This is a genomic window from Pseudomonas sp. GW456-E7, assembly GCF_059424105.1.
In genome coordinates this window covers 101,283-124,245 of sequence record NZ_JBWKZB010000001.1, presented here as the reverse complement: position 1 = coordinate 124,245, position 22,963 = coordinate 101,283, and the positions used below count along the sequence as shown (strand labels likewise).

Annotated in this window: 18 protein-coding genes and 1 pseudogene; 12 read left to right on the top strand and 7 right to left on the bottom strand. The window is 61.1% G+C overall.

The window, feature by feature from the left end:
- Positions 1 to 400 precede the first annotated feature (400 nt).
- Positions 401 to 4,351, top strand: coding sequence for a trifunctional transcriptional regulator/proline dehydrogenase/L-glutamate gamma-semialdehyde dehydrogenase (putA, locus tag AC07YV_RS00550; RefSeq protein WP_102698615.1), 3,951 nt, complete (start codon positions 401 to 403; stop codon positions 4,349 to 4,351).
- Between the two features lie 258 nt (positions 4,352 to 4,609).
- Complete coding sequence (locus AC07YV_RS00545; RefSeq protein WP_102698613.1) at positions 4,610 to 6,412, top strand: acyl-CoA dehydrogenase; 1,803 nt, start codon at positions 4,610 to 4,612, stop codon at positions 6,410 to 6,412.
- Positions 6,413 to 6,502: 90 nt separating this feature from the next.
- On the opposite strand, the gene AC07YV_RS00540 is transcribed toward AC07YV_RS00545, so the two are convergent.
- The 4 genes and pseudogenes from AC07YV_RS00540 to AC07YV_RS00525 all read right to left on the bottom strand — a co-directional run bounded on the left by AC07YV_RS00540 (position 6,503) and on the right by AC07YV_RS00525 (position 9,070).
- Positions 6,503 to 7,234: a methyl-accepting chemotaxis protein gene (locus AC07YV_RS00540; RefSeq protein ID WP_494990259.1), complete on the bottom strand. Its 732-nt coding sequence runs from the start codon at positions 7,232 to 7,234 to the stop codon at positions 6,503 to 6,505.
- Between the two features lie 132 nt (positions 7,235 to 7,366).
- Positions 7,367 to 8,395: pseudogene (locus tag AC07YV_RS00535) on the bottom strand (HAMP domain-containing protein); the annotation flags it as partial.
- A 145-nt stretch (positions 8,396 to 8,540) separates the two neighbouring features.
- On the bottom strand, positions 8,541 to 8,843 hold the full coding sequence (locus tag AC07YV_RS00530) for a cell division protein ZapA (RefSeq protein WP_102698611.1): 303 nt from the start codon (positions 8,841 to 8,843) through the stop codon (positions 8,541 to 8,543).
- Positions 8,840 to 9,070 carry a hypothetical protein gene (locus tag AC07YV_RS00525; RefSeq protein WP_007971835.1) on the bottom strand — a complete coding sequence of 77 codons (231 nt, stop codon included), beginning with the start codon at positions 9,068 to 9,070 and terminating at the stop codon, positions 8,840 to 8,842. The genes AC07YV_RS00530 and AC07YV_RS00525 overlap by 4 nt, the downstream gene beginning before the upstream one ends.
- A 376-nt stretch (positions 9,071 to 9,446) precedes the next feature.
- On the opposite strand from AC07YV_RS00525, the gene AC07YV_RS00520 reads away from it, so the two are divergent.
- Genes AC07YV_RS00520 through selO form a run of 3 tightly spaced genes read left to right on the top strand, consistent with a single transcriptional unit; the run spans position 9,447 to position 16,104 of the window.
- Entirely contained in the window at positions 9,447 to 11,189 is a 1,743-nt protein-coding gene (locus AC07YV_RS00520) for a potassium/proton antiporter (RefSeq protein WP_102698610.1), read from the top strand.
- Between the two features lie 34 nt (positions 11,190 to 11,223).
- The gene (mscK, locus tag AC07YV_RS00515) at positions 11,224 to 14,592 is read left to right on the top strand and encodes a mechanosensitive channel MscK (protein ID WP_102698609.1); all 3,369 of its coding nucleotides are present in this window, start codon (positions 11,224 to 11,226) and stop codon (positions 14,590 to 14,592) included.
- Positions 14,593 to 14,640: 48 nt separating this feature from the next.
- Positions 14,641 to 16,104 (top strand): protein adenylyltransferase SelO, encoded by a 1,464-nt coding sequence (gene selO / locus AC07YV_RS00510; protein WP_102698608.1) that lies wholly within the window; start codon positions 14,641 to 14,643, stop codon positions 16,102 to 16,104.
- Between the two features lie 6 nt (positions 16,105 to 16,110).
- Here the strand turns inward: selO and AC07YV_RS00505 are convergent, their stop codons facing one another.
- Positions 16,111 to 16,512 carry a helix-turn-helix domain-containing protein gene (locus AC07YV_RS00505; RefSeq protein ID WP_102698607.1) on the bottom strand — a complete coding sequence of 134 codons (402 nt, stop codon included), beginning with the start codon at positions 16,510 to 16,512 and terminating at the stop codon, positions 16,111 to 16,113.
- Positions 16,509 to 16,805 (bottom strand): type II toxin-antitoxin system HigB family toxin, encoded by a 297-nt coding sequence (locus tag AC07YV_RS00500; RefSeq protein ID WP_102698606.1) that lies wholly within the window; start codon positions 16,803 to 16,805, stop codon positions 16,509 to 16,511. Before AC07YV_RS00500 ends, AC07YV_RS00505 begins: the two co-directional genes overlap by 4 nt.
- Positions 16,806 to 17,000: 195 nt before the next feature.
- Between AC07YV_RS00500 and trxC the strand changes: the two genes are divergently transcribed.
- Positions 17,001 to 17,435 carry a thioredoxin TrxC gene (trxC, locus tag AC07YV_RS00495; protein WP_102698605.1) on the top strand — a complete coding sequence of 145 codons (435 nt, stop codon included), beginning with the start codon at positions 17,001 to 17,003 and terminating at the stop codon, positions 17,433 to 17,435.
- A 126-nt stretch (positions 17,436 to 17,561) separates the two neighbouring features.
- Here trxC and AC07YV_RS00490 read toward each other — a convergent pair whose 3' ends face one another.
- Complete coding sequence (locus AC07YV_RS00490; RefSeq protein WP_102698604.1) at positions 17,562 to 18,332, bottom strand: ParA family protein; 771 nt, start codon at positions 18,330 to 18,332, stop codon at positions 17,562 to 17,564.
- Positions 18,333 to 18,677: 345 nt separating this feature from the next.
- Between AC07YV_RS00490 and AC07YV_RS00485 the strand changes: the two genes are divergently transcribed.
- Genes AC07YV_RS00485 through AC07YV_RS00460 form a run of 6 tightly spaced genes read left to right on the top strand, consistent with a single transcriptional unit; the run spans position 18,678 to position 22,926 of the window.
- Entirely contained in the window at positions 18,678 to 19,403 is a 726-nt protein-coding gene (locus AC07YV_RS00485) for a beta-ketoacyl synthase chain length factor (protein WP_102698603.1), read from the top strand.
- Complete coding sequence (locus AC07YV_RS00480) at positions 19,379 to 20,191, top strand: lysophospholipid acyltransferase family protein (protein ID WP_102698602.1); 813 nt, start codon at positions 19,379 to 19,381, stop codon at positions 20,189 to 20,191. The genes AC07YV_RS00485 and AC07YV_RS00480 overlap by 25 nt, the downstream gene beginning before the upstream one ends.
- Positions 20,169 to 20,444, top strand: a complete 276-nt coding sequence (locus AC07YV_RS00475; protein ID WP_095964643.1) for a phosphopantetheine-binding protein — start codon at positions 20,169 to 20,171, stop codon at positions 20,442 to 20,444. Before AC07YV_RS00480 ends, AC07YV_RS00475 begins: the two co-directional genes overlap by 23 nt.
- 9 nt (positions 20,445 to 20,453) lie before the next feature.
- Positions 20,454 to 20,708 carry an acyl carrier protein gene (locus tag AC07YV_RS00470; protein ID WP_007972204.1) on the top strand — a complete coding sequence of 85 codons (255 nt, stop codon included), beginning with the start codon at positions 20,454 to 20,456 and terminating at the stop codon, positions 20,706 to 20,708.
- Positions 20,705 to 21,250: a COG4648 family protein gene (locus AC07YV_RS00465; RefSeq protein WP_102698601.1), complete on the top strand. Its 546-nt coding sequence runs from the start codon at positions 20,705 to 20,707 to the stop codon at positions 21,248 to 21,250. Before AC07YV_RS00470 ends, AC07YV_RS00465 begins: the two co-directional genes overlap by 4 nt.
- On the top strand, positions 21,247 to 22,926 hold the full coding sequence (locus AC07YV_RS00460; protein ID WP_102698600.1) for an acyl-CoA synthetase family protein: 1,680 nt from the start codon (positions 21,247 to 21,249) through the stop codon (positions 22,924 to 22,926). The genes AC07YV_RS00465 and AC07YV_RS00460 overlap by 4 nt, the downstream gene beginning before the upstream one ends.
- Positions 22,927 to 22,963 lie beyond the last annotated feature (37 nt).

Sequence of the window (22,963 nt, the reverse complement as noted above, 5' to 3'; positions counted from 1 at the left end):
ACGTTTGACAGACGATCCGGATTCCCGCGCATTTATGACTGATGTTTCCCCAGGAAAGCCATCAGCCGGAGCACCCGGTTTCTGCCCGGGTTGCACCTTGGGCGCGAATGCTATTCAACAAAGCAAATATGGTGCAACCTGTTTCTTGAGAATAAGTTGCACCCTTTTCAATTTGCGACAAATCCTACGGTTTTTGCTCCTTTTTAGCGCAGTTCAGACGCTTTACTAGAAGCAAAAGCACCAAGCAGGAGCAGCACGCTCGTACCAGAAATTAATTCCCGACGAGGCGCCGATTTTTCCTGCAAAAAAAGGGTTGCACCCGGTTGCACCTCGACAGTCGCACGGCTAATCTTGCCGCCAGCTGATGCCACGCAGTCGTGGCAAACATGAGGATAAAAACATGGCTACCACCACCCTTGGGGTCAAACTTGACGACCCGACCCGCGAACGCCTCAAGGCCGCCGCGACCTCGATTGATCGCACACCGCACTGGTTGATCAAGCAGGCAATCTTCAATTACCTGGAAAAACTCGAGGGTGGTGCAACCCTGACCGAGCTGAGCGGCTTGACCAAGGACTCCGACGACAGCGTCGACGCGCCTCTGGATCACGCCCACCAGTGCTTCCTCGAATTCGCCGAAAGCATCCTGCCGCAGTCGGTTCTGCGCGCCTCGATCACCGCCGCCTACCGCCGCCCTGAGCCGGAAGTCGTGCCGATGCTGATCGAACAGGCTCGCCTGCCGGCCCCGATGGCCGAAGCCACCAACAAACTCGCCGCCTCGATTGCTGAAAAACTGCGCAACCAGAAGAGCGCTGGCGGCCGTGCCGGCATCGTTCAGGGCCTGCTGCAGGAGTTCTCCCTGTCGTCCCAGGAAGGTGTGGCGCTGATGTGCCTGGCCGAAGCGCTGCTGCGCATCCCGGACAAAGGCACCCGTGACGCCCTGATCCGCGACAAGATCAGCACCGGCAACTGGCAGCCGCACCTGGGCAACAGCCCTTCGCTGTTCGTCAACGCCGCCACCTGGGGCTTGCTGCTGACCGGCAAGCTTGTATCCACGCACAACGAAGCCGGCCTGACTTCGTCCCTGAGCCGCATCATCGGCAAGAGCGGCGAGCCGATGATCCGCAAGGGTGTCGACATGGCCATGCGCCTGATGGGCGAGCAGTTCGTGACGGGCGAAACCATCGCCGAAGCCCTGGCCAACGCCAGCAAGTTCGAAGCCAAGGGCTTCCGCTATTCCTACGACATGCTGGGTGAAGCCGCACTCACCGAGCACGACGCCCAGAAGTACCTGGCCTCGTACGAACAAGCCATTCACTCGATCGGCAAGGCGTCCCACGGTCGCGGGATTTATGAAGGGCCGGGCATTTCCATCAAGCTGTCCGCCCTGCACCCGCGCTACAGCCGCGCCCAGTACGAGCGCGTGATGGATGAGCTGTACCCGCGCCTGCTGTCACTGACCCTGCTGGCCAAGCAATACGACATCGGCCTGAACATCGACGCCGAAGAAGCCGACCGCCTCGAGCTGTCCCTGGATCTGCTCGAGCGCCTGTGCTTCGAGCCGCAACTGACCGGCTGGAACGGCATCGGTTTCGTGATCCAGGCTTATCAGAAGCGTTGCCCGTACGTGATCGACTACGTGATCGACCTGGCTCGTCGCAGCCGTCATCGCCTGATGATCCGTTTGGTAAAAGGCGCCTACTGGGACAGCGAAATCAAGCGCGCCCAGGTCGAAGGCCTGGAAGGCTACCCGGTCTATACCCGCAAGGTGTACACCGACGTGTCCTACATCGCTTGCGCGCGCAAACTGCTGTCGGTGCCGGAAGTCATCTACCCGCAGTTCGCCACGCACAACGCCCACACCCTGTCGGCCATCTATCACATCGCCGGTCAGAACTATTACCCGGGCCAGTACGAGTTCCAGTGCCTGCACGGCATGGGTGAACCGCTGTACGAACAGGTTGTAGGCAAAGTCTCCGAAGGCAAGCTGAACCGTCCGTGCCGCGTGTACGCGCCGGTCGGCACCCACGAAACCCTGCTGGCTTACCTGGTGCGTCGCCTGCTGGAAAACGGCGCGAACACCTCGTTCGTCAACCGTATTGCCGACCAGTCGATTTCGATCCAGGAACTGGTAGCCGATCCGGTAGCCAGCATTGAGCAGATGGCAACCGTGGAAGGTGGTTTCGGCCTGCCGCACCCGCGCATTCCGCTGCCGCGTGACCTGTATGGCGCCGAACGCGCCAACTCCAGCGGCATCGACATGGCCAACGAACATCGTTTGGCGTCGCTGTCCTGCGCACTTCTCGCTACCGCGCACAACCACTGGAAAGCCGCACCGATACTCGGCTGCGCGTCCAGCAACGAAGCCCCGGCTCCCGTGCTGAACCCGTCCGATCTGCGTGACGTGGTCGGCCATGTACAGGAAGCGACCGTCGAAGACGTCGACAATGCGATCCAGTGCGCCCTCAACGCTGCACCGATCTGGCAGGCCACCCCGCCCGCCGAACGCGCCGCGATCCTGGAACGTGCCGCCGACCTGATGGAAGCCGAGATCCAGCCGCTGATGGGCCTGCTGGCCCGCGAAGCCGGCAAGACCTTCACCAACGCCATCGCTGAAGTCCGCGAGGCCGTGGACTTCCTGCGTTACTACGCGGTGCAGGCACGCAACGACTTCACCAACGACGCTCACCGTCCGCTGGGTCCAGTGGTGTGCATCAGCCCGTGGAACTTCCCGCTGGCGATCTTCAGTGGCCAGGTGGCTGCTGCGCTGGCCGCCGGTAACCCGGTACTGGCCAAGCCTGCGGAACAGACTCCCCTGGTCGCCGCTCAAGCCGTGCGCCTGCTGCTCGAAGCCGGCATTCCCGAGGGCGTGCTGCAACTGCTGCCGGGTCGCGGTGAAACCGTCGGTGCCGGCCTGGTCGGCGACGATCGCGTCAAAGGCGTGATGTTCACCGGCTCCACCGAAGTCGCGCGCTTGCTGCAACGCAACATCGCCGGCCGCCTGGACAGCCAGGGCCGTCCGATCCCGCTGATCGCCGAAACCGGTGGCCAGAACGCGATGATCGTCGACTCTTCGGCACTGACCGAACAAGTGGTGATCGACGTGGTTTCGTCGGCGTTCGACAGCGCCGGTCAGCGTTGCTCGGCCCTGCGCGTCCTGTGCTTGCAGGAAGATTCTGCTGATCGCGTCATCGAAATGCTCAAGGGCGCGATGGCTGAAAGCCGTCTCGGCAACCCTGAGCGTCTGTCCGTGGACATCGGCCCGGTGATCGACGCCGAAGCCAAGGCTGGCATCGAGAAGCACATCCAGGCCATGCGCGACAAAGGTCGCAGCGTGTACCAGGTGGCCATCGCCGATGCTGAAGAAGTCAAACGCGGCACCTTCGTGATGCCGACCCTGATCGAACTGGAAAGCTTCGACGAACTGCAACGGGAGATCTTCGGCCCGGTGCTGCACGTGGTTCGCTACAAGCGCAAGGACATCGATCAACTGATCGGCCAGATCAACGCTTCCGGCTACGGCCTGACCCTGGGCGTGCACACCCGCATCGACGAAACCATCGCCAAGGTGATCGACAACGTCAATGCCGGTAACGTCTACGTCAACCGCAACATCGTCGGTGCCGTGGTCGGCGTGCAGCCATTCGGCGGCGAAGGCCTGTCGGGTACCGGCCCGAAAGCCGGTGGCCCGCTGTACCTGTACCGCCTGCTGTCGACCCGCCCTGCCGATGCGATCGAACAATCCTTCGCTCGTGGCGATGCCGCCGCAGCACCGGACGTTCGTCTACGCGACGCCATGAGCAAGCCGCTGACCGCCCTGAAAGCCTGGGCCGACAGCCACAAGTTCGCCGACCTGAGCACCCTGTGCGTGCAATTCGCTGCACAATCGCAAAGCGGCATCACCCGCGTTCTGGCCGGCCCGACCGGCGAGCGCAACAGCTACGCGATCCTGCCACGGGAACACGTGCTGTGCCTGGCGGAAGTCGAAGGCGACCTGCTGACGCAACTGGCGGCGGTACTGGCTGTCGGCGGTTCGGCGGTGTGGCCGGAAGGTGAACTGACCAAGGCGCTGTTCGCACGCCTGCCGAAGGAGATTCAGGCGCGTATCAAGCTGGTTTCCGACTGGAACAAGGACGAAGTGGTGTTTGACGCGGTTGTGCATCACGGCCATTCCGACCAGTTGCGTGCGGTTTGCCAGCAGGTTGCCAAGCGTGCCGGTGCGATTGTCGGGGTTCAGGGCCTGTCGCAGGGCGAGACCAACATTGCGCTGGAACGTTTGGTGATCGAGCGTGCGTTGAGCGTCAACACGGCGGCGGCGGGTGGTAATGCCAGCTTGATGACCATCGGCTAAACCCGACAATCCGGGCACCTGCAACAGGTGCCCGGTTCAGCAACAATCCCTGTGGGAGCGAGCTTGCTCGCGATAGCGGTCTATCAGTCACCTTTAATATTGACTGATCTGCCGCCATCGCGAGCAAGCTCGCTCCCACAGTGGTTTGTGGCGCTTGCTAAGTTTCTGCGCGGCTCCAACATCACCCTTATCAATCATCCTGTTCAGCTTCTATTCGCAAGACTAGACTCGGCCCATCCCAACAAAAGGTAGGCCGCCATGTCCGAGACGCTGCTCAGTTCCCGCAATCTGGCTTTCGAGCTGTATGAAGTCCTCGATGCCGAGGGCCTGACCCAGCGTGAGCGTTTCGCCGAGCACAACCGCGAAACCTTCGATGCCGCCCTCGGCACCGCCCGCAGCATCGCCGAGAAATTCTTCGCCCCGCACAACCGCAAGGGCGACGAGAACGAGCCGCGCTACGAGAACGGTCAGGCGATTCTGATTCCGGAAGTGAAACCGGCGGTGGATGCTTTCCTCGAAGCCGGCTTCCTCAACGCCGCACGCAGTTTCGACGCTGGCGGCATGCAACTTCCTACGCTGCTGTCCCAGGCCTGCTTTTCGCACTTCCAGTCGGCCAACGCCGCTTCGACCTCTTATCCGTTCCTGACCATGGGCGCGGCCAACCTGATCGAAAGCTTCGGTACCGAGGAGCAGAAGCGCCGCTTCCTGCAACCGATGATCGATGGCCGCTTCTTCGGCACCATGGCCCTGACCGAACCCCACGCTGGTTCGTCGCTGTCGGATATTCGTACCCGCGCGGAGCCTGCGTCCGACGGCACTTATCGCCTCAAGGGCAACAAGATTTTCATTTCCGGCGGTGATCATCCGCTGTCGGAAAACATCGTGCACATGGTCCTGGCCAAGCTGCCGGACGCGCCGGCCGGGGTGAAGGGCATCTCGCTGTTCATCGTGCCCAAGTACCTGGTCAACGATGACGGCAGCCTCGGCCAGCGCAACGACGTGCTGCTCGCCGGGCTTTTCCACAAGATGGGCTGGCGCGGCACCACCTCCACCGCGCTGAACTTCGGCGATAACGGCGAGTGCGTCGGCTATCTGGTGGGCAAGCCACACCAGGGCTTGAGCTACATGTTCCAGATGATGAACGAGGCGCGGATTGGCGTCGGCATGGGGGCAGTGATGCTCGGCTACGCCGGCTACCTGTATTCGCTGGAATACGCCCGCGAGCGTCCGCAAGGTCGCGTGCCGGACAGCAAGGACCCGAACACTGCGCCAGTGGCGATCATTCAGCACGCCGACGTCAAACGCATGCTGCTGACACAAAAGGCCTACGTTGAAGGCTCGTTCGACCTCGGCCTGTACGCGGCGCGACTGTTCGACGACACCACCACCCTTGAAACCGAAGCCGAACGCAAGCAGGCCCATGAACTGCTGGACCTGCTGACGCCGATCGTCAAATCCTGGCCCTCGGAGTTCTGCCTGAAGGCCAACGAACTGGCGATCCAGATCCTCGGCGGCCATGGCTACACCCGTGAATACCCGGTGGAGCAGTACTACCGTGACAACCGCCTGAACCCGATCCACGAAGGCACCCACGGCATTCAATCGCTGGACCTGCTGGGCCGCAAACTGGCGCAGAACGGTGGCGCGGGGCTCAAGCAACTGATCCGCCTGATCGCCGACACCGCCGAACGTGCCCAGGCGTTCGAGACGCTGACGCCGCTGCGCGAGCCGCTGGAGAAACTGGTGGCGCGCCTGCAAACGGTGACCATTGGTTTGCTGACGGATTTGGGGCAAGGCAAGGTTAATAGCAGCCTGGCGAACTCGGCGCTGTACCTGAAAGTGTTCGGGCACACGGTGATTGGCTGGCGCTGGCTGGAACAGGCCATTCGTGCCGAGGAAGGCTTGGCCAAGGGCAATGCAGCGGATGTGAGCTTCTATAAAGGCAAGCTGCAGGCGGCCCGCTACTTCCTGACATGGGAAGTGCCAGGATGCCACCATGAGTTGACGATTCTTGAGGCACGGGACGATGTGTGCCTGGGTATGCAGGATGAGTGGTTCTAATCACAAAAAAGATCGCAGCCTGCGGCAGCTCCTACAGGGGAACGCATTCCCATGTAGGAGCTGCCGCAGGCTGCGATCTTTTGATCTTGATCAGTTCAGCTTGAACCCACCCATCTGCCGCGCCAGGTCATCCGCCAACCGCTGCAATGTCTGGCAATCCTCACGACAAGCCCTGACCTCCCCCGCCGTCGCCCGCGCCAGATCGGAAATGCCCTGCACGTTGCGATTGATTTCCTCGGTGACTGCCGATTGCTCTTCCGTCGCCGTCGCCACCTGATGGTTCATATCGCTGATGCGCTCCACTTGCCCGGTAATCGCCGTCAACGAGGTGCCGGTACGCTGGCTCGACTCGACCCCCGTGCCCGTCGCGGCTTGCCCGGAATGCATCGACGACACCGCGTTCTCCGCGCCTTGCTTGAGGCTGCCGATCATCTGCTGGATTTCATCGGTGGACGATTGCGTACGCCGCGCCAGGGTGCGCACTTCATCGGCCACCACGGCGAATCCACGCCCCATGTCACCCGCGCGCGCCGCTTCGATAGCAGCGTTGAGTGCCAGCAGGTTGGTCTGCTCGGAAATCCCGCGAATCACCGCCAGCACCTGATCGATGGACGCCACTTGATGAGCCAGCTCGGCCACCGCCGTGGCCGCTACACCGATTTCCCGGGACATGCTTTCAATGTGGCGAATAGAACCACCCACCACCTCCCGCGCCTGCATCGCTTCGTCACGGGCGGTTTGTGACGCGAACGCCGCGTTGCCGGCGTTCTGCGCGATGTCCTGCACGGTCAGGCCCATTTCGTGAACAGCGGTGGCGACCATGTCGGTCATTTCCTGCTGACGACCAGAGCGTTCGGCGGTGTTGTCCACCACCCGCGCCACCTGGCCGACAGCGGTGCGCAGGCGCTCGCTGGTGGTCAGTACTTCCCCGATCATGTCGCGCTGGCTATCCAGGAACCGATTGAAACCGCGAGCCAGATCGCCCAACTCATCGGCGCGACTGGAATCTAACCGATGGGTCAAATCTCCACCACCGCTACCGATAGCAACCAGCGCCGCTGTTACCTGACGAATCGGTCGCACCAGCCCTCGGGCCAGCAACACCACGAGCAACAGGCACACCAGCGCCACCGCCAGGCCGATGCCACTGCTCATCCACATCGCGCGGCGGGCTTCGGCGTAGATCTGCGATTGCGGCACTTCTGCCACCAGGGTCCAGCCGAGATCGCGCAGCGGCAAACTCAAGGCGAGGAAGTCTTCGCCGTCGCGCTGGAAGTCGCTGCTGGTGGCGGCTTTTTGACTCATCAGCGTTTGCGCCGCTGTAGCGCCGATCTGCTCGGTCAAGGTGCGTTTGCCGCTGAATTGCGCCTCGGGATGGACCTGGATCAAACCGTCGGAACGCACGAGATAGACCTTGCCGCGCTCCCCGAAACTGAAGTTGTGAATCAGCTCCGACAGCTCTTTCATGCTCAGGCCAAGCCCGGCAACGCCCACGACTTTGCCGGCCTGTTCGACCTTGAGGTCGATGAACAGCGCCAATTCTCCGGTGGCCGTGTCGTTGTCGATGTTGAGGGTGCGCGGCTGATTGCTGTCGAGGAACGCGTAGAACCAGGCATCTTTGGGATTGGATCGGCTGAGGGTGCGGTCCAGACCCTTTTCGGTGATGTAGTGATTGGACGCGGTGCCGACAATCAGCGCGGTAAAGGCTTTGTGTTCGGCGCGGATGCCTTCCAGATAGGTGGCGAAGGTGGTGGTCCGGGCACTGTCTTCACCCCCGGCCAACCAGTCGCGCACCATGCTGTTGCTGGCGATGTCCTTGGCGGCGGTGAGCGGCTGCACGAGGATCCGCTCGATGTCGTTGCGCATCGCTTCGATGCTCGACGGCAAGGCTTGCTCGACCAGATAGCTCTGGGCGAGACGGTTGACCACGAGGGTATAAATGCCAACCACGATCAGGATGCTGACCAGCAGGGCGGTGCCCATGCTCAGGATCAACTGCCATTGAATACTGCGTCGCCAGAACTGCATGGAGCACCCCCAAAGAATAAGAGGCTGAAACACTGCAACAGCCGTGCCGATTGTATACAGACCAACCGACAATCTATTCTTTGGTTGTGCGCAAAGCCGATCAGGCCTGATTGATCGTCTTGGAGATCACTTCAACCGTGGCGCTGACTTGCTCTTGGTAACGGTCGAGTTCGAGCTTGTGCTGCTTCTGCATTTCAATCTGCTGGGAGCACAGATTCATCGCCGCCAGCACCAGCAGTCGGTCACCGATCAGCGTCGGGTACTTTCTCTTGGTGTCGGCCAGGGCTGCCTTCAACATCATCGCGGCGTCCAGCAGGGTTTGTTCTTCCCCGGCCGGTGCCTTGATCGAATAGTCCTCCCCCAGGATCGAGACGACTTTTACCCCTGCGGCGTTGTAACTCATGCGCTGACAGGGCCTGCGCTGACGCGCTCAACCAGGGCCTGGATGCGAGCCGCCGTGGCGCCTTGTTTCTCTTCCTGCTCCATCAGGCTCAGTTGCAGGCTTTCGTTTTCATCCTTGGCCTGGGCCAGTTCTGCAGTCAGGGTCTGGTTGGTGCCGAGCAGGGTCTGGTTCTGCTGCACCAGGTCGCTGACCAGTTGTTCCAATTGGCTTAGGGATGCTTCCAACATTTTGATATTCCGGGCTTTTTCAAAGGGCGCGTACGATAAAGAAAAGTCACTGTGGATGCCAGGGTTAAACAGGCGCAAAGCCTTGATTTTGCTGACGGGCAACCTTCCTCGCGAGTTTTAAAGACTGCGGTAGGCCAATCTGGTTCCTGCACTTCGTCGCCGAGGCCTTTGCTCTATTACAGAGTGATGCCGAAAAGATCGCAGCCTGCGGCAGCTCCTACATGTAATGCGAGCCTGTGCAGGAGCTGCCGCAGGCTGCGATCTTTTGATCTGCAAAACCTTTTTGACAGCATCACATTTCAACAGGTTAGAATCGCTGGCACGCAGACTGCATGGTCAGTTTGTGCCCGCCTTTCAGCTTTCTGGAGTACTGCCTTTGAATGCGACGACCATCAACAGCCTGTTCTTGATCGGCGCGTTGCTGGTAGGTGCGAGCATTCTGGTGAGCTCCCTTTCGTCTCGCCTCGGCATCCCGATTCTGGTGATCATCCTGGCCGTAGGCATGGCGGCCGGTGTCGATGGCGGCGGCATTATCTTCGACAACTACCCCACGGCCTACCTGGTCGGCAACCTCGCACTGGCGGTGATCCTGCTCGATGGCGGCTTGCGTACCCGGGTCTCGAGTTTCCGCGTGGCGTTATGGCCGGCGCTCTCATTGGCCACGGTCGGGGTGCTGATTACCACCGGGCTGACCGGCATGGCGGCCGCCTGGCTGTTCGACCTGAACCTGATCCAGGGTCTGCTGATCGGCGCCATCGTCGGCTCCACCGACGCCGCGGCGGTGTTCTCGCTGTTGGGTGGCAAAGGCCTGAACGAACGGGTAACCGCCAGCCTTGAAATCGAATCCGGCAGCAACGACCCGATGGCGGTGTTCCTCACCGTCACCCTGATCGACATGCTCGCCAGCGGCCAGACCGGCCTGCACTGGAGTCTGCTGACCCACCTGCTGCGCGAGTTCGGCATCGGTGGCGTCATCGGCCTGGGCGGTGGCTGGCTCATGCTGCAACTGGTCAACCGCATCAATCTGGCCACCGGCCTGTATCCGATCCTGGTCATCGCCGGTGGCCTGGTGGTGTTTGCCCTGACCAACGCCCTGCACGGCAGCGGCTTCCTTGCCGTGTACCTGTGCGGCCTGGTGATCGGCAACCGTCCGGTGCGCAGCCGCCACGGCATTTTGCACATGCTCGACGGCATGGCCTGGCTGGCGCAGATCGGCATGTTCCTGGTGCTGGGGCTGTTGGTCACACCTCACGACCTGCTGCCAATCGCCTTGCCGGCTCTGGCCCTGGCGCTGTGGATGATTCTGTTTGCCCGGCCACTGTCGGTGGTGGTCGGCCTGCTGCCGTTCAAGGCATTCCATGGTCGTGAGAAAGCGTTCATTTCCTGGGTCGGCTTGCGCGGCGCGGTCCCGATCATTCTCGCGGTGTTCCCGCTGATGGCCGGCCTGCCCAACGCCCAGCTGTACTTCAACCTCGCCTTCTTTATCGTGTTGGTGTCGCTGCTGGTTCAGGGCACGAGCCTGCCGTGGGTCGCCAAGCTGCTGAAGGTGACGGTACCTCCGGAGCCTGCACCCATCTCGCGCTCGGCCCTGGAAGTGCATGTCACCAGCGAGTGGGAGCTGTTCGTTTATCGCCTCGGTGCGGAAAAATGGTGCATCGGTTCACCCCTGCGTGAGCTGAAAATGCCCGAAGGCACTCGTATCGCGGCCCTGTTTCGTGGTCAACAATTGCTCCATCCGTCGGGTAGTACGGTGCTGGAAGTCGATGATTTGCTGTGTGTTATCGGCCATGAACACAACCTGCCGGCCCTCGGAAAACTCTTCAGCCAGGCACCCCAACGGGGCCTCGATCTGCGCTTCTTCGGCGACTTCGTACTCGAAGGAGACGCCCAGCTGGCCGCGGTTGCGGCCCTGTATGGGCTGAAGGTCGAAGGCATCGATCCGGACATGTCCCTGGGCCGCTTCATTGCCCAGAAAGTCGGCGGCGCGCCGGTGGTGGGTGACCAGGTGGAATGGAACAACACCATCTGGACCGTGGCGGTCATGGACGGGAACAAGATCGGCAAAGTGGGCGTCAGATTCCCCGAAGGAAGTCGCCCGGGTCCCGGACTCTTCCTCTAAACTGCTTCCACTCTCACTTGCTTGACCGGTCTTTATGCCTAACCTGCGCTCCTTTTTCGCCATTGCCCTTCTGGGCTTGAGTCTCTCTGTCGGCCCCCTTGGTTTTTCACAAGCGGCACAAGCGGCCGAACCGCCCTCCAGCGAAGCCGTGCAAGCGAGCCTGGACAAGATTGCCGACCGCAAACTGCCGGAAGCCGATCAGAAGGCCTTGCAATCCGTCCTGCAAGGCACGCTGAACCAGCTCAACAACAAGCGCGATTACGAGCAGAAGCTGATCGAGCTCAAGCAAACGTTGAGTTCTGCACCCAAGCAGACGATCGAGAACCAGCGCGAACTGACCCGCCTCAAGGCCAGCCCTGTGGTGCCGGTGGCGCAGCGCTTCGCCAAAGAATCGATCCAGCAGCTGGAGCAAATGCTCACTGAGCGCTCCACCCAGCAAAGCGACCTGCAAAAAGCCCTGGGCGATGCCAACAGCCTGACCATCACTGCCCAGACCCGCCCCGAGCGCGCCCAGGCGGAGATATCCGCCAGCCAGACGCGCATCCAGCAGATCAACAATATCCTCAAGAACGGCAAGGACGCCGGCAAGACCCTGAGCGCCGAGCAGCGCGACCAGCTCAATGCCGAACTGGCGGCACTGAACGCCCTGATCCCGCTGCGCCGCCAGGAACTGGCCGGCAATACCCAATTGCAAGACCTCGGCAACAGCCAGCATGACCTGCTGTCGGAGCGATCCGACCGCCTGGACAAGGAAATCCAGGAACTGCAAACCCTGATCAACCAGAAGCGTCTGGCGTTGTCCCAGGAAACGGTCACCCAGCAATCCATCGAAGCGCAGAAGGCCGGCGGCAGCAGCCTGCTGGCCACCGAAAGCGCGGCCAACCTGAAGCTCTCGGACTACCTGCTCAAAAGCACCGACCGCCTCAACGAAGTCACCCAGCAGAACCTGCAGACCAAGCAACAGCTGGACAGTCTGACCCAGAGCGATTCGGCGCTGGACGAGCAAATCAACGTGCTCAAAGGCAGCCTGCTGCTCTCGAAGATTCTCTACAAACAGAAACAGGCGTTGCCGCGCCTGCGGCTCGACCGCAACCTGGCCGACCAGATCGCTGACATTCGCCTGTATCAGTTCGAAGTCAGCCAGCAACGGGAACTGCTGAGCAATCCGACCACCTACGTTGAAAACCTGCTGTCGACCCAGCCCCCCGAGCAAGTCACGCCGCAGTTGCGCAAAAGCCTGATGGAGCTGGCCACCACCCGCGCCGACCTGCTCGAGCGGCTCAATCGCGAACTGAGCGCAGTGCTCAATGAATCCATCACCCTGCAACTGAACCAGAAGCAACTGCTCAGCACCGCGCAAAGCCTGCGGGCGACGCTCGATGAACAGATGTTCTGGATTCCCAGCAACAAGCCGCTGGACCTGGAGTGGATTCACAGCGTGCCGGATCGCCTCCAGCGTCAACTCGACTCACTCCCGGTACTTTCAAGCCTGAGCGAGCTGACCGACGGTTTGACCCAACGCCCGCTGCTGTTCCTGCCATTGGCACTGCTGATCGGTGCGCTGCTGTGGCGGCGCAAGAGTCTGTACGCACGACTGAACAAGGTTCACCAGGACATCGGTCACTTCAAGCGCGATAGCCAGTGGCACACCCCGCAGGCGATTCTGATCAACATCCTGCTGGCGATGCCGGTTTCCCTGGGCCTCGCCCTGTGTGGCCTGGCCCTGCAAATCGACGCCCGTGGGCAGAACGCCAATATGGGCGCGGCGCTGCTGCAAATGGCCGGGGCCTGGCTGGTGTTCTACACCGCCTACCGGATCCTCGCACCGGGTGGCGTGGCAGAACTGCATTTCCGCTGGGAAAAGCCCCAGGTGGAATTCCTGCGCAGATGGATCCGCCGTCTCGGCATCGTGGTGATGGCACTGGTGACCGTAGTGGCCGTTGCCGAACTGCAACCGGCGGCACTGGCCGATGACGTGCTCGGCATGCCGGTGGTGCTCACCTGCTACGCCTTGATGACCTTGCTGCTCAGCCGCCTGCTCATCAGCAGCCCGACTCACGAGAACGCCTCGCTGTTCCGCAAACTGGTGGGGATCCTGTTCACCGCCCTGCCTGTCGCGCTGTTCGTGGCGGTGTGCTTCGGCTACTACTACACCGCACTTAAGCTCAGCGACCGCTTGATCAATACCCTGTACCTGCTGATGTTCTGGCTGGTGATCGAAGCCACCTTCGTGCGCGGCCTCAGCGTGGCGGCCCGGCGGCTGGCCTACCAGCGCGCCCTGGCCAAGCGCCTGGCCGCCAAAGAGGCCGGCGACGGCGAAGCGGTGATCGAAGAGCCGACCATGGACATCGAGAAGGTCAACGAACAATCCCTGCGCCTGATCCGCCTGGCGCTGCTCGGCGGCTTCATGGCGGCGCTGTATTGGGTCTGGGCCGACCTGATCACCGTGTTCTCGTACCTGGACAACATCACCCTCTACGAATACACCAGCGGTACCGGCGCCAACATGAGCATGGTGCCGATCAGCATCGGCGACATGCTCGGTGCGTTGATCATCATCGGCATCACCTTCGCCCTGGCGCGCAACTTGCCCGGTCTGCTGGAAGTTTTCGTGCTGTCCAAGCTCAACCTGGCCCAGGGTAGCGCCTACGCGACCACCACGTTGCTCTCGTACGTGATCGCCGGCGTCGGTTTCGTCTCGACCCTGTCGACCCTCGGCGTGAGCTGGGACAAGTTGCAATGGCTGGTGGCGGCGCTGTCGGTCGGCCTCGGTTTCGGCATGCAGGAAATCTTCGCCAACTTCATTTCCGGCATCATGATTCTGTTCGAACGTCCGGTGCGGATCGGTGACACCATCACCATCGGCAACCTGTCGGGTACGGTGAGCAAGATCCGCATCCGTGCCACGACCATCACCGACTTCGACCGCAAGGACATCATCGTCCCGAACAAGACGTTCATCACCGGGCAACTGATCAACTGGTCGCTGACCGACACCATCACCCGGGTGACCCTCAAGCTCGGCGTCGACTACGGCTCGGACCTGGACCTGGTGAAAGAGTTGCTGCTCAAGGCTGCACGGGATAACCCGCGCGTCCTGAAAGACCCGGAGCCGCATGTGTACTTCCTGAATTTCGGCGAAAGCACCCTCGACCACGAGTTGCGCATGCACGTGCGCGACCTCGGCGACCGCAACCCGGTGCTCGACGAGGTCAACCGCTTCATCAACCGCGAGTTCAAGAAGCAGCACATCAACATCTCGTTCCGGCAGATGGAGGTCTACCTCAAGAACCTGCACGGCCAGGAATACAAGATGGTGCCGATCGAGCCGGAAGCGAAAACCATCGTGCCGATCGTCGACGGCAAGCCGGCGCAAGAACCGCCTGCCGCCAAACTCGACTAACCGGCCTTTCCCCAGCAGAATGCTCGGACATTCTGCTGGAGCCGGCCCTTGAAAGCCCTCGACGAACTCACCTTCGATAATCGCTTCGACCGCCTGGGCGACGCGTTTTCCGCCCATGTGCTGCCCGAGCCCATCGACAATCCGCGCCTGGTCGTGGCCAGCCCCGCCGCCATGGCCCTGCTGGACCTCGACCCGGCCGTGGCCGAAACCCCGGAGTTCGCCGAACTGTTCAGCGGCCACAAGCTCTGGGCCGATGCGATTCCGAGGGCGATGGTCTATTCCGGACATCAGTTCGGTTCCTACAACCCGCAACTGGGCGATGGCCGCGGCCTGTTGCTCGGCGAGGTGTACAACGAGGCCGGCGAACACTGGGACCTGCACCTCAAGGGCGCCGGCCAGACGCCGTTTTCACGCATGGGCGATGGCCGGGCGGTACTGCGCTCGTCAATCCGCGAGTTCCTCGCTTCCGAAGCCCTGAATGCCCTGAACATCCCGACCACCCGCGCCCTGTGCGTGATCGGTTCCGACACCCCGGTGTGGCGCGAAAAGCAGGAGCGCGCGGCCATGGTCCTGCGCCTGGCGCCAAGCCATGTGCGCTTCGGCCACTTCGAATACTTCTACTACACCAAACGCCCCGAGCAGCAGAAAGTGCTGGGTGATCACGTGCTGGCCATGCACTTCCCGCAGTGCCTGGAACAACCGGAGCCGTACCTGGCGATGTTCCGCGAAGTGGTCGAGCGCAACGCCGAACTGATCGCAAAATGGCAGGCCTATGGCTTCTGCCACGGGGTGATGAATACCGACAACATGTCGATCCTCGGGATTACATTCGACTTCGGCCCGTTCGCCTTCCTCGACGACTTCGACGCCAACTTCATCTGCAACCACTCCGACGACCAGGGTCGTTACTCCTTCAGCAACCAGGTGCCGGTTGGCCAGTGGAACCTCAGCGCCTTGGCTCAAGCCTTGACGCCATTCATCAGCGTCGAAGCCCTGCGCGAAACCCTCGGCCTCTACCTGCCGCTGTTCCAGGCCCATTACCTGGACCTGATGCGCCGCCGCCTCGGCCTGACCACCGCGGAGGATGACGACCAGAAACTGCTGGAGAACCTGCTGCAACTGATGCAAAACAGCGGCGTCGACTACAGCCTGTTTTTCCGCCGTTTGGGTGATGAAGCACCGGAACAGGCCATCACCCGCTTGCGCGACGACTTCGTCGACCTCAAGGGCTTTGATGCCTGGGGCGAACTCTACGTCGCCCGGGTCGCACGTGAAGGCACGCTGGATCAAGAGCAGCGCCGCCAGCGGATGCACGCGGTCAACCCGCTGTACATCCTGCGCAACTACCTGGCGCAAAAGGCCATTGATGCGGCAGAAAGCGGCGACTATTCAGAAGTTCGACGACTGCACGCAGTGCTGAGCAATCCGTTCGAGGAACAACCGGGGATGGAAAGCTACGCCGAGAGGCCACCGGAATGGGGCAAGCATCTGGAGATCAGTTGTTCGTCGTGAGGCGGGTCAGATAAAGGTTTCTACAGACACACCGAAACGTTCGGCCAACCAGCGGATCTGCCGCAGGTTGAGCTGGCGTTTGCCGCTCAGGATCTCGGAAACGACCGACTGAGGGCCGACGCCAGGCAGGTCGCTCTGGCTCAAGCCGTGTTCGCGCATCAAGTAGCCAAGAACCTCGACTCCGCTGGGCTTCGGCATCGGGTGATGCTTGTGATCCCATTCCTCAATCCAGTCACCAATGATGTCTACCAGACTCATCAACGGGTGAGACTCATCGTCGCCGGTCATCTCGAGCAACTCGTCCAGCGCCTGCGCCAACAGGTCATAGTCGTCTTCGCTTTTCGGTTTTCGAAGCAACGGCGAGACGAACTCCCAATGCTCGGCAGCTCTTTCGATCAGGACACTCATGCTCTTTCCTCCTTCCATTTACCGCGGTCATATTCGCGGTGGTCCAGCACATGCTTGATATAAAGCTTTTGCGATCGATACCTGACAAAAGCGATCAGCCGCAATTTGTTGCCACCGATATCGAAAACATGAAACTCGCCCACCTTGTCGACTGCAGGAAAGGTGGTTCTCATCGCCGCAAAATCCGACGGCTTGCTTCCTTTGGCTAATTGATACCAATGATCCAGCGCGTTGGCTGCCATTGGCCATTTCGCCTTGGCTTCACGTACTCTTTTTTCGGTGAGAACATGCATGCAACATCCTTATCGCATTTTGCTATGGAAAGTTAATCTCAGATCGAAAATATCGCAAGTTGCGATAATGCTCCACAGACAAGCGGTCTGGCTCGGCAAGACTCAAGCCTAGATTCACCGCACGCCGCTGCACGATTGAAAATATGAGCAAACGTCTCCAACTAGGTGTTATCAGCTCCCCATTGGATCTTGCTCATGACCGACCCACTCCTCATTCCCTGCCCCCATTGCAACGGCCTCAACCGCATCCCCGCCGAGCGCCTCAACGACCACCCGAAATGCGGACGCTGCAAGGCCGACGTCCTGCTGAACAAGCCGTTTGAATTGAAACAAGGCGATTACGCCAGCCAGATCAAGGGCGATCTGCCGCTGCTGGTGGACGTGTGGGCGGACTGGTGCGGGCCGTGCAAGTCATTTGCACCGGTGTTCGAGCAGGCGGCCGGGCAACTGGAGGGCAAGTGCCGGTTGGCCAAGCTGGACAGCGAGGCGAACCAGCAGTTGTCGGCGCAGTTGGGGATTCGCTCGATCCCGAGCCTGATCCTGTTCAAGAACGGCCGGGAAGTCGCCCGGCAGAGCGGGGCTTTCCCGTTGCCGCAGTTGATGGCCTGGCTGCGTAGCCAGGGTATCTGAAGCAACACAGCCCCTGTGGGAGCGAGCTTGCTCGCGATGACGATGTGTCAGTCGAAGATAATGTTGACTGTCAGTCCGCTATCGCGAGCAAGCTCGCTCCCACAGTGTTTTGTTTCGCCTGGAAGATCAGGCGTTTTCCAGCAGGCTGTGCAATTCGACAAACTGCTGGGTCAGCTTGTGCCGCGGGTCGAGATGGATCAGCGGCGTGTTGGCCTGGTGGGATTCGCGCATGCGTACCGAGCTGGCCAGGTACACCGGCAGCACCGGCAGGCCTTCGGCGATCAGTTCGTCGAGGATTTGCTGGGGCAGGCTGGCGCGGGCCTGGAACTGGTTGACGACGATGCCTTCGACTTCCAGGCCTTCGTTATGGTCGTCCTTCAACTCTTCGATTTCCGCCATCAGGCCGTAGAGTGCCTGGCGTGAAAAACTGTCGCAATCGAAGGGAATCAGCACACGATCGGCGGCAATCAATGCAGAAACCGCATAGAAATTCAGCGCTGGCGGGGTATCTAGGTAAATCCGGTCGTAGTCTTCGCTCAGTTCCTCAAGCAACTTACGCAGCTTGTTGATCTTGTGCTTGGCTTCAAGCTTTGGCTGCAAGTCCGCCAGTTCAGCGGTGGCGGTAATGACGTGGAGGTTATCGAAGGGGGTTTCGTAGATGTCGACCTGATTCTTTTTGGAAAACGGCCCGGAAGACAGCGTCTGCTTGAAGAAATCGGCGATGCCCATCGGGATGTCGCTACCCGTGAGCCCCGTCAAGTACTGAGTGGAGTTGGCCTGGGCATCGAGATCCACCAACAAGGTGCGAAAACCCTCGTTGGCACTGACCGCCGCCAGATTGCAGGCAATGCTGGACTTGCCAACGCCACCTTTCTGATTGAACACCACGCGCCGCATGTCAAAACCTCCGTGTATCAAAGAATGATCGAGTGTAGTGGTGCACGGCGCTGCTTCGCTACCAGGGACTACACAGTCAGTTGCCTTCTCTTACATGAAAAGCCGTGAACGGCCCGATGGTTTGACGCAGGAACCGACAGACGGAGTAGTGATTGTGTGAATAATTACCAATCGCTCAGTTTTTGCGAGCCAGTCGCTGCATCTTGTTGAGCAAAATGTAACCAGCATTTGCTACAGGTTCCCGGCACCGGGATAATGCGCGCCACTCGGCGGCAAACGCCGCGCAGGGTGAGTCTCGGCTCTCGGCCACTCCCCGCGTCAAGTAAGCCCGTGAGGGCGGGATGAATGTCTGTGATCAACTTCAACATCGCCCAATGGCGCGCCTGGGCCCCGGGGCTTGAGAGCGTGAACGATTGGCAGGCCTGGAGCCGGCAACCCGTCGTGCTGCCGGACAGCGATGCCGCTCCTGACGTTTCCTTTCTGCCGGCCATGCAGCGCCGCAGGCTCAGCCGCCTGGCACGGATGGCCTTCAGTGTCGGCTGGCCATTGGCCGAAGGCCGGCAGGATCTGCCATTGGTCTTTGTTTCCCGTCACGGCGAAACACCCCGCACCGTCGACATTCTCAGTGATCTGGCCGCCGACGAGCCGCTGTCGCCGACCCGGTTCAGCTTGTCGGTGCATAACGCGATTATTGGTTTGTGGTCGATCATGCGCGGTGAAACCAGCGAAATGACGGCCCTGGCTGCCGCAGGCGATGGCCTGGAGCACGGCATGCTCGAAGCTGCCGCGCTGCTGGCCGAAGGCGCTGGCGCGGTACTGCTGGTGGTCACTGAAGAGCGGCCGCCCGAGGCTTACTCGACCTGGATCGACGACGTGCCATTCCCTTATGCCGTCGGCCTGCTGATCACACCCGGTACCGACTGGCAGTTGTCCCTGAACAGCCCCTCGGAAGCGTTGTCCAACTCCCGCTGGCCCCACGCGCTGAATCTGTTGCGTATGCTGCTCGGCCAGCAAACCACCTGCCAACATGCCTGGAAAAATCGTGTATGGACCTGGCAACGCAACCCGTGACCGAGAAAAACCGCGACGCCTATTACTGGCGCTTGCTGGCCACCGCCGCGAGCTTTGCCCTGTTCGGGTTGGGCGGCCTGTGCCTGCGCCTGGTGATTTTCCCTGTGCTGAACTGCCTGCCGGGCGACGCCCGGACCCATCGGCTGCGGGCCCGGCAAACGGTCAGCCGCTGTTTCTGGATTTTTGTGCGCTTCATGGCCCGTACCGGGGTGCTGACCTACGACATTGAAGGCGCGGAAAAACTCGGTCGTCCCGGGCAAATGATCCTTGCCAATCACCCCTCGCTGATCGACGTGGTGTTTCTGATCGGCCTGGTGCGTCACGCCAACTGCGTGGTCAAGCAAAGTCTCTGGGAAAACCCGTTCACACGTGGACCGCTGCGCTGCACCGAATACATCAGCAACGACGGCAGCATGGACATGCTCGACGCGGCGGCCGACGCGCTGAAAGACGGCCAGACCCTGATCATTTTCCCCGAAGGCACGCGCACCCAACCCGGCCAGGCACCGGCCTTTCATCGGGGCGGTGCGGCAATCGCCCTGCGGGGTGCGAAAATCCTCACCCCGGTCATTATCAAGGTCAACCCGACCACATTGACCAAGGCCGAGCCCTGGTACCGCATCCCCAAGCGGCGCGTGCACTTCAGTTTTCGGGTCGGGGCCGATATAGACCCACAGGCCTTCGCCTCGCTGGGGCCGGCTCCGCAAGCCTCGCGCAAGCTCAACGATTATTTGCATTCTTACTTCATCAAGGAGCTCGCCGAAGATGAGCGATCGGAACACCCATAGCCTGGTGCTGGAAATCAAAGAGCTGATCATCGACGCCCTGGGCCTCGAGGACATCAGCGCCGAAGACATCGGCAACGAGCAGACGCTGTTCGGCGAAGGCCTGGGCCTAGACTCGGTGGACGCCCTGGAACTGGGCCTGGCCATCCAGAAAAAGTACGGCATCAAAATCGATGCCGACGCCAAAGACACTCGCAATCACTTCAGCAACGTGGCGAGCCTTGCGGCGTTCGTCACCGCAAAACAGGCAGCTTGAGACCGGACCATGCAAACTCGTGATGACATTTTCAACACCCTGCGCGATGCCCTGGTCGAGCTTTTCGAACTGGACCCCGGGCGTGTGAGCCTGGAATCCAACCTGTATCAGGACCTGGAAATCGATAGCATCGACGCGGTCGACCTGATCGATCACATCAAACGCCAGACGGGCAAGAAAATCGCCGCCGAAGAATTCAAATCGGTGCGTACCGTCAGTGACGTTGTCGAGGCGGTCTACCGTCTGGTTCAACCGGCCGCATGAGTCGTCTGATTGGCCTCGGCCTGCTGCTGGCAGGCCTTTTGTATCCCTTTGCGGTGTATTTCGGCATGGAGCACTTCGCCCCCTGGCAGTTCGGCCTGCTGCTGGGCGGACTGTGGCTGGCCCGGGCGCTGACCGGCAAACGTCGGCCCGGCAGCCTGTGGATGGCAACGGTGGCCATTGGGTTCTGCCTGTTGCTGGCACTGTTCGACAGCCCGGCGCTGTTGCGCTGGTATCCGGTGTTGATCAGCGTCTTCATGTTGGTGCTGTTCGGCTCGAGCCTGACATTCGGCCCACCGATCGTCGAACGCCTGGCCCGGGTGCGCGAGCCGCAATTACCGGCCGAGGGCATTCGCTATACCCGTCAGGTGACCGTCGCCTGGAGCGTTTTCTTTTTATGCAACGGTTTGTGTGCCGCCGCCCTGACCCTCTGGGCGCCGCTGAGCTGGTGGACGCTGTACACCGGCCTGATCTCCTACGGATTGATAGGCCTGATGTTTGCCATTGAATGGCTGATACGACTAAGGGTACGAGGCCACCCATGAATTGGATAAAACTTGAGCACCTGCTGCTCAAGGCCCGGCCGGACCGTGCCATCACGACCGGTCCGGCACTGGATCACACCCGACTGTGCGAACTGGCGCTGAGCCTTGCCGCCGGCCTGCAAGCCCAGGGTGTACGGCAGATGGCCGTGCACCTTGAGGATGCCGCCGACCTGGCGATTGCCCTGCTCGGCGCCTGGCGTGCCGGGGTCAGTGTGCTGCTGCCGTCCGACCTGCAACCGCAGACCCGCCAACGCTGGTCAGGCGAAGTTGATCTGTGGCTGTCCGATCAACCGGGCGACATGCACCTTGGCGATTTCCATCAGCCGCCGCTCAGTGCCGCTGCGCTGGACCTGGATAACTGTCGGTTGAGCCTGTGCACATCCGGTTCCAGTGGCGAACCCAAGCGCATCGAAAAGAACCTGCGCCAACTGGCCAATGAAGTCGAAGCCCTGGAAAAGCTGTGGGGTCCTGGCCTGGGCCCGGCGTGCATCATTGGCAGCGTCGCCACCCAGCACATCTACGGTTTGTTGTTTCGGGTACTGTGGCCGTTGTGCGCCGGGCGTCCGTTCGTACGCAAGCAACTGGCGTTCCCGGAAGACCTGCAACGTGCCAGCCGCGAGCACCCGGCCTTTGCCTGGGTGGCCAGCCCGGCGCTGCTCAAGCGCATGGGCGACAACCTTGACTGGCCGGCCTTGAGTTCCGTTCGCCGGGTGTTTTCCTCCGGCGGTGCATTGCCGGTCGAAGCCGCACAAAGCCTGCATGAGCGTCTCGGGCAATGGCCAACGGAAATTTTCGGCAGCTCGGAAACCGGCGGCATCGCCTGGCGTCAGGGCTCCGAACTCTGGCAACCCTTTGCCGATGTCACACTGACTCAAGACAGTGAGGGTGCGCTGCTGATCGCTTCGCCCTACTTGCCTGATGGTCATATCGAACAGACTGCCGATTCAGCACGCATCGCCGTCGATGGTCGCTTCGAATTGCTCGGGCGACTGGACCGGATCGTCAAACTGGAAGAGAAACGCATCTCGCTGCCGATGCTGGAACAGGCGCTGATGGCCCATGACTGGGTCAGCGAAGCGCGGCTCGGCGTGGTTCGGGAAAACCGCGCTTCTCTGGGGGCGTTAGTGGTTCCGAGCGAAGCCGGTTTGCATGCTCTGCGTAATCTGGGCCGACGCAGCCTCACCGAGCAATTGCGCCAACACCTGAACCAACACTGCGAAACCCTGGCCCTGCCGAGACGCTGGCGCCTGCTGCGACAACTGCCACTGAACGCTCAGGGCAAGCTGCCCCAGGCCGACGTCGACGCCCTGCTGTTGGCGTCGCGCCCCAAAACCCCGGAGGTGCTGGAGCAAGTCGAAAGCGATGGCGAGTGGAGCCTGCAACTGGCCGTGCCACCGGACCTGGCCTATTTCAGCGGTCACTTCCCCAAGGCGCCGGTATTGCCTGGCGTGGTGCAGGTGGACTGGGCGCTGAGCCTGGGCCGGCAACTGATGAACCTGCCGGAGAAATTCGCCGGCATGGAAGTCTTGAAGTTCCAGCAACTGGTGCGCCCGGGCGATGAAATCCAGTTGCACCTGCGCTTCGACCCGGTGCGCGACAAACTCTATTTCACCTACCGCAACGAAACCGCTACCTGCTCCAGCGGGCGAATATTGCTGGAGGCGGCGCATGTGTAAGTTTGGTGAGTGCTGCGCACTCATTCGCGAGCAAGCC